Source organism: Saccharothrix sp. HUAS TT1, from assembly GCF_040744945.1.
Lineage (GTDB): Bacteria > Actinomycetota > Actinomycetes > Mycobacteriales > Pseudonocardiaceae > Actinosynnema.
Genome location: NZ_CP160453.1, coordinates 7,469,008 through 7,482,166, shown reverse-complemented (window position 1 = coordinate 7,482,166; position 13,159 = coordinate 7,469,008). Strand labels below are relative to the sequence as shown.

At 71.2% G+C, this 13,159-nt stretch carries 9 protein-coding genes; 7 read left to right on the top strand and 2 right to left on the bottom strand.

Features of this window, described 5'->3' with window-relative positions; genetic code table 11:
• Window positions 1-92: 92 nt before the first annotated feature.
• Genes araB through AB0F89_RS32700 form a run of 7 tightly spaced genes read left to right on the top strand, consistent with a single transcriptional unit; the run spans window position 93 to window position 9,090 of the window.
• Window positions 93-1,748, top strand: coding sequence for a ribulokinase (araB, locus tag AB0F89_RS32730; RefSeq protein ID WP_367129596.1), 1,656 nt, complete (start codon window positions 93-95; stop codon window positions 1,746-1,748).
• Between the two features lie 4 nt (window positions 1,749-1,752).
• Entirely contained in the window at window positions 1,753-2,406 is a 654-nt protein-coding gene (locus tag AB0F89_RS32725) for an L-ribulose-5-phosphate 4-epimerase (RefSeq protein ID WP_367129594.1), read from the top strand.
• Between the two features lie 20 nt (window positions 2,407-2,426).
• Window positions 2,427-3,935, top strand: coding sequence for an L-arabinose isomerase (gene araA, locus AB0F89_RS32720; RefSeq protein WP_367129592.1), 1,509 nt, complete (start codon window positions 2,427-2,429; stop codon window positions 3,933-3,935).
• Window positions 3,936-3,972: 37 nt separating this feature from the next.
• Window positions 3,973-5,082 carry a multiple monosaccharide ABC transporter substrate-binding protein gene (gene chvE / locus AB0F89_RS32715; protein WP_367129590.1) on the top strand — a complete coding sequence of 370 codons (1,110 nt, stop codon included), beginning with the start codon at window positions 3,973-3,975 and terminating at the stop codon, window positions 5,080-5,082.
• Window positions 5,083-5,089: 7 nt separating this feature from the next.
• Window positions 5,090-6,616: a multiple monosaccharide ABC transporter ATP-binding protein gene (mmsA, locus tag AB0F89_RS32710; RefSeq protein WP_367129588.1), complete on the top strand. Its 1,527-nt coding sequence runs from the start codon at window positions 5,090-5,092 to the stop codon at window positions 6,614-6,616.
• On the top strand, window positions 6,613-7,836 hold the full coding sequence (gene mmsB, locus AB0F89_RS32705) for a multiple monosaccharide ABC transporter permease (protein WP_367129586.1): 1,224 nt from the start codon (window positions 6,613-6,615) through the stop codon (window positions 7,834-7,836). The genes mmsA and mmsB overlap by 4 nt, the downstream gene beginning before the upstream one ends.
• A gap of 51 nt (window positions 7,837-7,887) precedes the next feature.
• Window positions 7,888-9,090 carry a C39 family peptidase gene (locus AB0F89_RS32700; protein ID WP_367129584.1) on the top strand — a complete coding sequence of 401 codons (1,203 nt, stop codon included), beginning with the start codon at window positions 7,888-7,890 and terminating at the stop codon, window positions 9,088-9,090.
• Window positions 9,091-9,544: 454 nt separating this feature from the next.
• Here AB0F89_RS32700 and map read toward each other — a convergent pair whose 3' ends face one another.
• Window positions 9,545-10,354 (bottom strand): type I methionyl aminopeptidase, encoded by an 810-nt coding sequence (gene map, locus AB0F89_RS32695; protein ID WP_367129582.1) that lies wholly within the window; start codon window positions 10,352-10,354, stop codon window positions 9,545-9,547.
• A 90-nt stretch (window positions 10,355-10,444) separates the two neighbouring features.
• Window positions 10,445-13,129: a lectin gene (locus tag AB0F89_RS32690; protein WP_367129580.1), complete on the bottom strand. Its 2,685-nt coding sequence runs from the start codon at window positions 13,127-13,129 to the stop codon at window positions 10,445-10,447.
• Between the last annotated feature and the right edge of the window lie 30 nt (window positions 13,130-13,159).

Sequence of the window (13,159 nt, the reverse complement as noted above, 5' to 3'; positions counted from 1 at the left end):
AACACCGTGTTTTGTGCACGCTCACTATGACTTTATGGCCACGTTGCGGGCAGGTCTTGACGTGGTGAATGTTAGCGATAACACTCCTCACCATGGCGAGCGATCCATTGGTGGTGGGTGTCGACTTCGGCACGTTGTCCGGTCGCGCGGTGGTCGTGCGGGTGCGCGACGGCCTCGAACTGGGCACGGCGGTGCACGACTACCGGCACGGCGTGCTGGACCGGGCGCTGCCCGACGGGCGACCGCTGCCCCCCGACTGGGCGCTGCAGGTGCCGCGGGACTACGTCGACGTCCTCCGGCACGCGGTGCCGGCGGCCATCGCCGACGCGGGGGTCGACCCGGCCGACGTGATCGGCATCGGCACCGACTTCACCGCGTGCACGATGGTCCCGGTCAAGGCCGACGGCACGCCGCTGAACGAGCTGCCCGAGTTCGCGGGCAACCCGCACGCGTACGTGAAGCTGTGGAAGCACCACGCGGCCCAGCCGCAGGCGGACCGGATCAACCACCTCGCCGAGCAGCGCGGCGAGGGCTGGCTGCCCCGCTACGGCGGCCTGATCTCCTCGGAGTGGGAGTTCGCCAAGGGCCTCCAGCTGCTCGAAGAGGCGCCCGAGGTCTACGCGGCGATGGACCACTGGGTCGAGGCCGCCGACTGGATCGTCTGGCAGCTCGCGGGTGTCTACGCGCGCAACGCCTGCACCGCGGGCTACAAGGGCATCTACCAGGACGGCTACCCGTCCGAGGACTTCCTCAAGGCGCTCAACCCCGACTTCGGCGCGTTCGTCGCCGACAAGCTGGACCACCCGCTGGGCCGGCTCGGCGACCGGGCGGGCGGGCTCACCGAGCAGGCCGCGGCGTGGACCGGCCTCCGGCCCGGCATCGCGGTGGCCGTCGGCAACGTCGACGCGCACGTGACCGCGCCCGCCGCGCGGGCCGTCGAGCCCGGCCAGATGGTGGCGATCATGGGCACCTCGACGTGCCACGTGATGAACGCCGACGTGCTGGCCGACGTGCCGGGCATGTGCGGCGTGGTCGAGGGCGGGATCGTGCCCGGCCTGTGGGGCTATGAGTCCGGGCAGAGCGGCGTCGGCGACATCTTCGGCTGGTTCGTCGACCACGGCGTGCCGCCGGAGTACCACGAGCAGGCGCGCGAGCGCGGCGTCTCGGTGCACGAGCTGCTGACCGAGCTGGCCGCGCAGCAGCGCATCGGCGAGCACGGCCTGATCGCGCTGGACTGGCACAGCGGCAACCGCTCGGTGCTGGTGGACCACGAGCTGTCCGGCGTGGTGGTGGGGCAGACGCTGGCCACCCGCGCCGAGGACACCTACCGGGCGCTGCTGGAGGCCACCGCGTACGGCACGCGGGTGATCGTGGACTCCTACACCGACGCGGGCATCCCGGTGACCGAGCTGGTGATCGCGGGCGGCCTGCTGCGCAACCCGCTGCTGATGCAGATCTACGCCGACGTGACGAACCTGCCGCTGTCGGTGATCGGCTCCGAGCAGGGGCCCGCGCTGGGCTCGGCGATGCACGCGGCGGTGGCGGCGGAGGCGTACGAGGACATCCGCGCGGCGGCCGAGGCCATGGGGTCGGTCAAGCGCAACGCGTACCTGCCGATCCCGGACAACGTCGAGGCGTACGAGCGGATGTTCGTGGAGTACCAGGAGCTGCACGACTACTTCGGTCGCGGCGCGAACGAGGTCATGCACCGGTTGAAGGCGCGGCGCCGTGCCGCGAAGGGGGAGTAGGCCGATGTCCGTCGTGGAGGACCTGCGGCGCACGGTCGCCGACCTGCACCGCGAGCTGACCCGCTACGAACTGGTCATCTGGACCGCGGGCAACGTCTCGGCGCGGGTGCCGGGCCGGGAGCTGATGGTCATCAAGCCGTCCGGGGTGTCCTACGACCAGCTGACCCCCGAGGCCATGGTGGTCACCGACCTGCACGGCAACCTGGTGGAGGGCGACTACTCGCCGTCCTCGGACACCGCCGCGCACGCCTACGTGTACCGGCACATGCCCGAGGTGAACGGCGTGGTGCACACGCACTCCCCGTACGCCACGGCGTGGGCGGCGCGCGGCGAGCCGATCCCGTGCGTGCTCACGATGATCGCCGACGAGTTCGGCGGCGACGTCCCGGTCGGCCCGTTCGCGCTCATCGGCGACGACTCGATCGGCCGCGGCATCGTGGAGACGCTGCGCGCGAGCCGGTCGCCCGCGGTGCTGATGCGCAACCACGGCCCGTTCACGGTCGGCAAGGACGCCCGGTCGGCGGTGAAGGCCGCGGTGATGCTGGAGGACGTGGCGCGCACCGTCCACTTCGCGCACCAGCTCGGCCGCCCGGAGCCGATCGAGCAGCACCACATCGACAGCCTGCACGCCCGTTACCAGAACGTCTACGGGCAATGAGCCCACGAGGGGAGACCCGCATGTCGCCTGCCGGGAAGCCGCAGGTCTGGTTCCTGACCGGGAGCCAGCACCTCTACGGCCCGGAAACGCTCGAACAGGTCGCCCGGCAGTCGCAGCAGATCCAGCGGATGCTCACCGAGTCCGGGCGGATCAGCGCGGAGGTGGTGTGGCAGCCGGTGCTCACCGACACCGCCGCCATCCGCGCGGTGATGCTGGAGGCGAACGCCGACCCGTCGTGCATCGGCGTGATCGCGTGGATGCACACGTTCTCGCCCGCCAAGATGTGGATCACCGGGCTGGACGCGCTGCGCAAGCCGCTGCTGCACCTGCACACGCAGCTGAACGAGGCGCTGCCGTGGTCGTCCATCGACATGGACTTCATGAACCTCAACCAGGCCGCGCACGGCGACCGCGAGTTCGGGTTCATCCAGACCAGGATCGGCGTGCCGCGCAAGACGGTCGCGGGCCACGCGAGCGACCCGCTGGTGGCCGAGCGGATCGACGGCTGGGTGCGCGCGGCCACCGGCCACAACCACCTGAACGGGATGAAGCTGGCCCGGTTCGGCGACAACATGCGGGGCGTCGCGGTCACCGAGGGCGACAAGGTGGAGGCCGAGCTGCGCTTCGGCGTCTCGGTGAACACCTACGGCGTGAACGACCTGGTCGAGGTGGTCGACGCGGCCGGCGAGGACGAGGTCGACGACCTGGTCGCCGAGTACGCCGACACCTACCGGCTCGCGCCCGAGCTGGACAAGGGCGAGGAGCGGCACGACTCGCTGCGGTACGCGGCCCGGATCGAGGCCGGGCTGCGCCGGTTCCTCACCGACGGCGGCTTCGGCGCGTTCACCACGAACTTCGAGGACCTGGGCGGGCTGCGGCAGCTGCCGGGCCTGGCCGTGCAGCGGCTGATGGCCGACGGCTACGGCTTCGGCGGCGAGGGCGACTGGAAGACCTCGGCGCTGCTGGCCGCGGTCAAGGCGATGGGCGCGGGCACGGGCCGCGGCACGTCGTTCATGGAGGACTACACCTACCACTTCGGGCCGGGCGAGCCGAAGATCCTCGGCGCGCACATGCTGGAGGTCTGCCCGACCATCGCGGCCGACCGGCCCTCGTGCGAGGTGCACCCGCTGGGCATCGGCGGCCGGGAGGACCCGGTGCGGCTGGTGTTCGACGCGGCGCCCGGCCCCGCCGTGGTCGTCGGCCTGGCCGACCTGGGCGAGCGGTTCCGGTTGGTGGCCAACGAGGTCGAGGTCGTGCCGCCGGACGAGCCGCTGCCGAAGCTGCCGGTCGCGCGCGCGGTGTGGAAGCCCGCGCCGTCGCTGTCGACGTCGGCCGAGTCGTGGCTGACCGCGGGCGGGCCGCACCACACCGTGATGACCCAGGCCGTCGGCGCGGAGGTGCTGCGCGACTTCGCGACCATGGTGAACACCGAGCTGGTGGTGATCGACCGGGACACCACTGCAGCGTCGTTCAGCGACCGGCTGCGCTGGAACCAGGCGTACTTCCGGCTCGCGCAGGGCCTGCGCTAGCCGGGCCGAGCACCACCGAAAGGGAGAGAGAGAAACAATGAGGTTTCCGCGGATCGCCGCCATCACCGCGGTCGGTTTGATGCTCGCGGCCTGCGGGTCGACGGAGAAGACCGGTGACCAGCAGGGCGGTTCGACCGAGGGCGCGCTGGTCGGCGTCACCATGCCGACCAGGTCGTCCGAGCGCTGGATCCACGACGGCGACAACATCAAGAAGGCGTTGGAGGAGAAGGGCTACCAGGTCGACCTCCAGTACGCCGAGAACGACATCCCGACGCAGGCCAACCAGATCGAGAACCAGATCACCAAGGGCGCGAAGCTGCTGATCGTCGCCTCGATCGACGGCACCGCGATCACGTCGCAGCTCCAGCAGGCCGAGGACGCGAAGATCCCGGTCATCGCGTACGACCGGCTGCTGCGCAACACCGACAGCGTCGACTACTACGCCACGTTCGACAACTTCAAGGTCGGCGTGCAGCAGGCGACGTCGCTGCTGACCGGTCTGAAGGTGCTCAACGCCGACGGCACGCCGGGCACGGCGACCGGCCCGCTGAACATCGAGCTGTTCGCCGGTTCGCCGGACGACAACAACGCCACGTTCTTCTTCAACGGTGCGATGTCGGTGCTCCAGCCGCACATCGACAAGGGCACGCTGGTCGTCAAGAGCGGTCAGGTCGACTTCAAGACGGTCGCCATCCTGCGCTGGGACCCGGCGACGGCCCAGAAGCGCATGGAGGACCTGCTCACCTCGACCTACGGCGGCGCGAAGGTGGACGGCGTGCTGTCGCCCTACGACGGCATCTCGATCGGCATCCTGTCCGCGCTCAAGAGCGGCGGCTACGGCGCCGGCGGCAACGCGTACCCGATCGTCACCGGCCAGGACGCCGAGATCGCCTCGGTGAAGTCGATCATCGCGGGCGAGCAGTTCTCGACCATCCAGAAGGACACCCGCGAGCTGGCCGCCACCACGGTGACGATGGCGGACGCGGTGCTCAAGGGAGGCAAGCCGGAGGTCAACAACGAGAAGGACTACGACAACGGCAAGAAGGTCGTGCCGTCGTACCTGCTCGACTCGGTGATCGTGGACAAGGGCAACTACAAGAAGGTCCTGGTCGACTCCGGCTACTACACGGAAGACCAGTTGAGGTAACCGGGTCATGTCCGACGAAATCCTGGTGATGCGCGGCATCACCAAGCGGTTCGCCGGGGTCACCGCGCTGCACGACGTCACGCTCGCCGTGCGGCGCGGTGAGATCCACGCGATCTGCGGTGAGAACGGCGCGGGCAAGTCCACGCTGATGAAGGTCCTGTCCGGCGTGCACCCGCACGGGTCGTACGAGGGCGACATCGTCTTCGAGGGCGAGCCCTGCTCGTTCGACGGCGTCCGCGACAGCGAGCGGCGCGGCATCGTGATCATCCACCAGGAGCTGGCGCTGTGCGGCCAGCTGTCCGTCGCGGAGAACCTGTTCCTCGGCAACGAGCGGGCGAAGCGCGGGTTCATCGACTGGAACCGCACCAACCACGCGGCGGGCGCCCTGCTCGCCCGCGTGGGCCTGCGGGAGAACCCGACGACGCCCGTGCACGACCTGGGCGTCGGCAAGCAGCAGCTGGTGGAGATCGCCAAGGCGCTGGCCAAGGACGTGAAGCTGCTGATCCTGGACGAGCCGACGGCGGCGTTGAACGACGAGGACTCCGCGCACCTGCTCAACCTGCTCGACGGCCTGCGCGACGAGGGCATCACCTCGGTGATCATCTCGCACAAGCTCAACGAGGTGACCAGGATCGCCGACAGCATCACGATCCTGCGCGACGGCCGCACCATCGAGACGCTGCCCGCGCGGGAGGTGGGGGAGGAGCGGATCATCTCCGGCATGGTCGGCCGCGACCTGGAGCACCGCTTCCCGCCGCGCACGCCGAAGGTGGGCGAGGAGGTGCTGCGGATCGAGGACTGGACCGTGCACAGCCCGTCCCAGCCGGACCGGGTGGTGGTCGACCGCGCCACCCTGGTGCTGCGGCGCGGCGAGATCGTCGGGCTCGCGGGCCTGATGGGCGCGGGCCGCACCGAGCTGGCGATGAGCGTGTTCGGGCGGTCCTACGGCGTCGGCGTGTCCGGCCGGGTCCTCAAGGACGGTCGGGAGATCGACACCCGCACGGTCCGCAAGGCGATCCGGCACGGCCTGGCCTACGTCAGCGAGGACCGCAAGCGCTACGGGCTGAACCTGATCGAGGACGTCAAGCGCAACGTGTCCGCGGCGGGGCTGGACAAGCTGGCCGCCCGCGGCTGGGTGGACGAGAACGAGGAGTTCTCGGTCGCCGAGCGGTTCCGGCGCTCGATGAACATCAAGACCCCCGGCGTCGGCACCCAGGTCGGCACGCTGTCCGGCGGCAACCAGCAGAAGGTGGTGCTGGCCAAGTGGATGTTCACCGACCCGGAGGTGCTGATCCTCGACGAGCCGACCCGCGGCATCGACGTCGGCGCCAAGTACGAGATCTACTCGATCATCAACGAACTGGCCGACCAGGGTCGCGCGGTGCTGGTCATCTCGTCCGAGCTGCCGGAGCTGCTGGGCCTGTGCGACCGGGTGTACGCCCTGTCCGAGGGCCGGATCACCGGTGAGCTGGACCGCGCCGAAGCCACCCAGGAACGCCTGATGCACCACATGACCCAGGGACAGACCTCATGACCACCAAGACCGCGGCCACGACGGTGAACAGCCAGGCCGGGCCGCCGCAGCGCCGGTTCTCGATCAACCTGCGCCAGTCCGGCATCTACATCGCGTTCGCGCTGATCGTGGTGCTGTTCGCGGTGTTGACCGACGGCGCGCTGCTGACGCCGCAGAACATCTCGAACATCATCGTGCAGAACTCGTACGTGCTGATCCTGGCCATCGGGATGATCCTGGTGATCATCAACGGCCACATCGACCTGTCGGTCGGGTCGGTGGTGGCGCTGACCGGCGCGATCTGCGCGGTGCTGACCGTGCAGCTGGGCCTGCCGTGGCCGCTGGCGGTGCTGATCACCCTGCTGGCCGGCGCGGTGATCGGCGCGGCCCAGGGCTACTGGGTGGCGTTCTTCGGCATCCCGGCGTTCATCGTGACGCTGGCGGGCATGCTGGTGTTCCGGGCGCTGACCCTGACCGTGCTGGGCAACCAGGGCATCGGGCCGTTCCCGGAGCAGATCCGCACGCTGGCCAACGGCTTCACCGAGGGCTACCTGGGCAACGTGGGCCTCGGCCCGCTGGGCGGCGCGGACCTGGTCAGCCTGCTGGTCGGGCTCGCGGTGGTGGTCGGGTTCGCGGTCAACCAGTGGCGCAAGCGCAAGGCGCGGCTGAGCTACGGGCAGGTGGTCGACCCGTTCCCGATCTTCCTGGCGAAGATCGCGCTGGCGGCGGCGGTGGTGCTGGCCGTGGTCGTGCAGCTGGCCCGGTTCCGCAACCTGCCGTGGGTGCTGGTGCTGCTCGCGGTGCTGGCACTCGGCTACTCGGTGATGGCCGACAAGTCGGTGTTCGGCAGGCACGTCTACGCCATCGGCGGCAACCTCCAGGCCGCGACGCTGTCCGGCGTGAAGGTCAAGCAGGTCACCTTCTGGGTGTTCGTGAACATGGGCGTGCTGGCCGCGCTGGCCGGCGTGATCTTCGCGGGTCGGCTGAACCAGGCCGGTCCGACCGCGGGCAACGCCTTCGAGCTGGACGCGATCGCGGCGGCGTTCATCGGCGGTGCGGCGGTGCAGGGCGGTGTGGGCAAGGTGGTCGGCGCGATCACCGGCGGCCTGATCATGGGTGTGATCAACAACGGCATGTCGTTGATCGGCGCGCCCAGCGAGCGGGTGATGCTGGTCAAGGGCCTGGTCCTGCTGGCGGCCGTCGCCTACGACGTGTGGACCAAGCGCCGCGGTCGCGGATGACCACCCTGTCGGTTGATTACAAGGTGAAGCTGTAACGCGACAATTCCTGACATGACGCTCCGGGTCGTGTCGGTCCTGTCCGCCGTGCTCGCCCTCGGTCTCGCCGCCGCACCGGCCGCGACGGCCGAGGGCGCGCGCGTCGACTACCGGGAATGGCGGTCGGCGCAGCTCCTCCAGGGCGAGCACGAGGGCACCGCCCTGGCCCCCGGCGGCCTGGTGATCCACCGACCGGTCGGCGTGCTGGACCACGAGGGCCGCGCCTACGACTACGCGCGGTGGACGTCGCCGCGCCGGGTCACCGGGTTCGGCGCCACCCAGGCGGTGGCCTCGTGGAACGCCGACACGCCCGCCGGCACCTGGTTGCAGGTCGAGCTGCGCGGCGACGGCACCCGCTGGTACGTCATGGGCCGGTGGGCGCTGGGCGACCGGGACGTGCGGCGGACCACCGTGCCGGGCCAGGCCGACGAGCACGGCTCGGTCGACGTCGACACGTTCCTCGCCGCCCGGCCGCTGCGCGCCTACCAGCTGCGCGTCACCCTCTACCGCCTCGCGGGCGCCCGGACGTCACCGCTGCTGCGGATGGCCGGCGCGATGGCGTCCGCGATCCCGGACCGGTTCACCGTGCCCACCAGCGCGCCGGGCGTCGCGCGGGGCGTCGAGCTGGCCGTGCCGCGCTACTCCCAGAACGTGCACGAGGGCCACTACCCGGAGTACGACGGCGGCGGCGAGGCGTGGTGCAGCCCGACGTCGACGGAGATGGTGGTCGAGTACCACGGGCGCCGCCCGAGCGCCGACGACCTGTCCTGGCTGGACCCCGACCACGTCGACCCGACCGTGGACCACGCCGCGCGGCACACCTACGACCACGACTACCGGGGCGCGGGCAACTGGCCGTTCAACACCGCCTACGCGGCGAGCTTCGGGTTGCGCGGCCACGTCACGCGGCTGCGCTCGCTATCCGAAGTGGAGGGTCACATCGCGCGCGGCGTCCCGGTGATCACCTCGCAGTCGTTCCGGGAGGACGAGCTGGACGGCGCGGGCTACGGCACGGCCGGCCACATCATGGTCGTCGTCGGGTTCACCGAGGACGGCGACGTGATCGCGAACGACCCGGCGTCGCCCTCGGACGAGGCGGTGCGCCGGGTGTACGACCGGGCGCAGTTCGAGACGATCTGGCTGCGGACGAAGCGGCACCGCGCCGACGGGTCGGTGGCCGGCGGGTCGGGAGGGATCGCCTACATCATCACCCGTTGAGCCGAACGGCCCAGCCGGGGTCTTGACGGCCGGGGGTCGCTTCCAGTTCACTGGTTGCCTGGGAACGCTCCCAGAGGCGGTCTCGGCGGCGGCCCGCCCCGTCCCCCGGCGGGCCGCCACCGCCCGTCCGGCGCGCTCCGGCCGCACCCCCCGGCCGTGACCCCCGCCCTTCGGGTCGCCGAAGGGCTCGGCAGGCGTCCCGGACCGGTACCGGGTGGTCGGCGGCGTGTGCCCGCGCCGCGGTCGGTCGCGGGTCGGACCCGATTCGCCATCGCTTCGCTGAAGGCCGTCGACGGCGCCGGGTGAGCTGCTACTGTCTCGATCTCGTCGTGGCCGTGCCGTTTCGTCCGGCGGTCCGATCACCGCAGGCTTGGCCGCAGGTGGCGGCGAACCGCCACCTCGCGGTGTCAACGGCCGGTCGTCACGTGTTGGGAGAGCCGTGGCGACCGGCCAATCACCCCGTGACCGCCCCGCCGCCCGGCAGCGCCGGGTCCTCCGCGTCGCGCCGGGTCAGCACCAGGGGCTCGTCCTCCGTGATGGCGATCGTGTGCTCGGAGTGCGCGGTGCGGGAGCCGTCGGCGGACCGGATGGTCCAGCCGTCGTCGTCGTAGACGATCCGGTCGGTCGTGCGGGTGAACCACGGTTCGAGCGCGAGGGTGAGCCCCGGCCGCAGCTTCAGGCCGCGGCCCGCCTTGCCCTTGTTGGGCACGTGCAGGTCCTCGTGCATGGCGCGGCCGATGCCGTGGCCGCCGAACTCGGTGTTGACCGGGTAGCCGTGGTCGCGGGCCACCGCCCCGATCGCCGCCGAGATGTCGCCCAGGCGGTTGCCGGGGCGCGCGACCGCGATCGCCGCCTCCAGCGCCTCCTCGGTGGCGCGGATGATCCGCAGGTCCTCCTCGTCGGGGTCGCCGACGACGATCGTGCGCGCCGAGTCGGCCACCCACCCGTCGATGCCGACCGCGAGGTCCGCGCTGAGCACGTCGCCGTCGCGCAGCGCGTAGTCGTGCGGCAGGCCGTGCAGGACGGCGTCGTTGACCGACAGGCAGATGACGTTGCGGAACGGGCCCTCGCCGAAGGACGGGGCGTAGTCCCAGTAGCAGGACTCCGCCCCGCGCCGTTCGATCATGCCGCGCACGTGGTGCTCCAGGTCCAGCAGGTTGACGCCCACGTCGGCGAGCCTGCCGACCTCGGAGAGCACTTCGGCGACGAACCGACCGGCCACGTGCATCCGGTCGATCTCCGCGGGCGTCTTCAGTTCGATCACGAGTACCTCACGTGCCGGGTTGGTATAGTTATACCGGAACCGTAGCACCATCCGGTATAGTAATACCAGTCGGCGGGCGGCGCGCGCCGGTCACGGCAGCCGCCACTGCTGGGCGGCGGTGCCGTTGCAGTCGTACACCTGCAGCTGCACGCCGTTCGCGGTGCTGCTGTTCGGCACGTCCAGGCACTTGCCGGACGGCGCGTTCACCAGCGTGGAGCCCTTGGGCCACCACTGCTGCGCGCCCGTGCCGTTGCACGTCCACAGCTGGACCTTCGCGCCGTTGGCCCGGCTGCTCCCGCTGACGTCCAGGCACCGGCCCAGCGCCCGCAGCGTGCCGTCCGGAGCGGCGGTCCACTGCTGCGCGGCGGAGGAGTTGCAGTCCCACAGCCGCACCGCCGCGCCGTCGGCGTTCGGGCCGGGGTCGCCGTCCAGGCACTTGCCCGCCAGGCCGCCGACGGCCCCCGCCCGCGCCGGGTTGGGACCCACGTCGAACGACGGCGGCGCGTCGCCCGCCGCCGAACCCCACGTGGACGGCGAGGCGCCCAGGGTGAAGTCGAGCGTGCCGCCCTGCGCGGTGAACGACGCGGGCAGCCACGGCCGGGCGGACCCGACGCCGTTGACCCGCAGCGACTGGACGTACTTCGTCGTGTCCGAGGCGTTCGGCGCGGTGAGGGTGATCGTGACGCCGTTGCCGCGCCGGATCACCGTGGTCGGGAACTGCGGGCTGGCCAGCACCAGCTCGGCCCGGCCGGGCGCCTGCGGGTACAGGCCGAGCGCCGCCCACACCGCCCACGACGACATCTCGCCCAGGTCGTCGTTGCCGACCAGGCCCTCCGGCGTCGGCAGGAAGATCGACGTCAACGCCCGGCGCACGACGTCCTGCGTCCTGTGCGGCGCGCCCGCGTAGGCGTAGGCCCACGGCGTGTTCAGCGTCGGCTCGTTGCCGAGGTAGGCGTAGGGCTTCTTCGGCCCCGCGTTCAGCTCGGTGAAGAACGTGTCCAGGCGGGCGGTGACGGCCGCGTTGCCGCCCATCGCGTCGAACAGGCCGCGGTGGTTGTGCGGCACCATCCACGTGTACTGCGCGGCGTTGCCCTCGACGTACTCGTTCTCCTGCGTCGGGCTGAACCCCGGCCAGCTCAGGTCGGTGTTGCGCGGCTGGAGGTACTTGCCGCCCGAGTTGAACAGGTTGCGCCAGTTCTGGGCGCGGCGCAGGAAGTTCTCCGCGGCGGCGGTGTCGTTCAGCCGCGCGGCGAACTGGGAGATGGCGAAGTCGGCGCTCGCGTACTCCAGGGTGGTCGCCGCCGAGCCCCACACGTCGCCGAGGCCGGTGGGCACGTAGCCGTAGTCGTTGTACTGCAACCACCCCGGCCGCTGGCGGATGTCGTTCACCCCGGCGACCATCCGGCGCAGCGCGTCGGCGGTGTCGAAGTCCGTGCCGCCGAACGCGTGCGCGGTGGCCACGATGATCGGCATCGGGTCGCCGTTCATCACGCCCGTGCCGCCGTTGGCGACCGTCCACCGGTCGAAGTAGCCGCCCTGGGCGGCCTGGTTCACCGCGGACTGCGCGATGTCGGCCGCCTCGCGCGGTCCGAGCAGGGCGACCAGCGCTATCTGGGAGCGGTAGACGTCCCAACCGGAGAAGTTCGCGTACTGGGTCCTCGTGGTCGAGTGGGTCTGCCGGTCGAAGCCCGTGTACTGCCCGTTGACGTCGCTGAACACGTTCGGGTGCAGCAGGGAGTGGTACAGCGACGTGTAGAGCGTGCGCAGCTGGGTGGTCGTGCCGCCGGTGACGTCGATCCGGCCCAGCCAGCCGTTCCAGGCGGCGCGGGCGGCGGTGCGGACCTCGTCGAACGACCGCGTGCCGGTCTCGGCGGCCAGGTTGGCCCTCGCGTTGTCGAGGCTGACGAACGAGATGCCGACCCGCGCGGTGACGGTGGTGGCGTTGAAGGAGACGAACGCCGACGCGGCGAACGGCCGCACGTCCTCGGTGGCCGTCGTCGCGGGCAGGTTCTGGGTGCCCGCGGTCTTGGGCGAGGCCGGGACGACGCCCTGGCTGCTGCCCTCGACCGCCCGGTCGTCCGGCGCGACCTGACCGCCCGCGATGGTCGCGGTGGAGGCGAACGGCTGGTCGAAGGCGACGTGGAAGTGCAGCCGGTACCGGTTGCCCGCGCCGCAGAACCCGCCGCTGTCGGTGTAGCCGGAGAGGCTGTTCGAGCCGATGGTGACCGATCCACTGGCGGCGTTGAAGGCGCGGGCGGCGTCGACGGTGAGCGAGGCGCGTTGACCGGCGGGGTAGGTGAAGCGGGCGACGCCGGAGCGCTGGTTCGCGGTCAGCTCGGTGCGGATGCCGTTGTCGAAGCGGACCGAGTAGTAGCCGGGGGACGCCTGCTCGTTGGCGTGGGAGAAGGTCGAGTGGGCGGCGGGGGTCGTGCCGAGGGAAGGCATGAACGGCACGTTGCCGAAGTCGCTGCACCCCGGTCCCGAGAGGTGCGTGAGGCTGAAGCCGCGGATGCGGTTGTCGTCGTAGTGGTAGCCGCCGTGCTGGTGGGTCACCGTGTCGGGGCTCCACTGGAGCATCCCGAACGGCGCCACGGCGCCGGGGAAGGTGTTGCCCGCCCCGCCGCCGTGCCCGAAGTCGGGGCCGCCGGGCTTGGTGCCGACGAACGGGTTGACGTGCTGGGCGGGGTCGGTGATCGCCTGCGCCGCGCCGGTCGGCAGGGCGACGGCGAGCGCGGCGAGGGTCAGGGCGGCGAGGGCGGTGGCGCGGAGACGCATCGGTGAACCTCCGGCAGGGGTGAGGAGGTC

Bases quoted from the DNA above. Each gene is read 5' to 3' on its own strand.
- araB (WP_367129596.1), top strand. From the start codon at position 93: ATGGCGAGCGATCCATTGGTGGTGGGTGTCGACTTCGGCACGTTGTCC.
- AB0F89_RS32725 (WP_367129594.1), top strand. From the start codon at position 1,753: ATGTCCGTCGTGGAGGACCTGCGGCGCACGGTCGCCGACCTGCACCGC.
- araA (WP_367129592.1), top strand. From the start codon at position 2,427: ATGTCGCCTGCCGGGAAGCCGCAGGTCTGGTTCCTGACCGGGAGCCAG.
- chvE (WP_367129590.1), top strand. From the start codon at position 3,973: ATGAGGTTTCCGCGGATCGCCGCCATCACCGCGGTCGGTTTGATGCTC.
- mmsA (WP_367129588.1), top strand. From the start codon at position 5,090: ATGTCCGACGAAATCCTGGTGATGCGCGGCATCACCAAGCGGTTCGCC.
- mmsB (WP_367129586.1), top strand. From the start codon at position 6,613: ATGACCACCAAGACCGCGGCCACGACGGTGAACAGCCAGGCCGGGCCG.
- AB0F89_RS32700 (WP_367129584.1), top strand. From the start codon at position 7,888: ATGACGCTCCGGGTCGTGTCGGTCCTGTCCGCCGTGCTCGCCCTCGGT.
- AB0F89_RS32690 (WP_367129580.1), bottom strand. From the start codon at position 13,129: ATGCGTCTCCGCGCCACCGCCCTCGCCGCCCTGACCCTCGCCGCGCTC.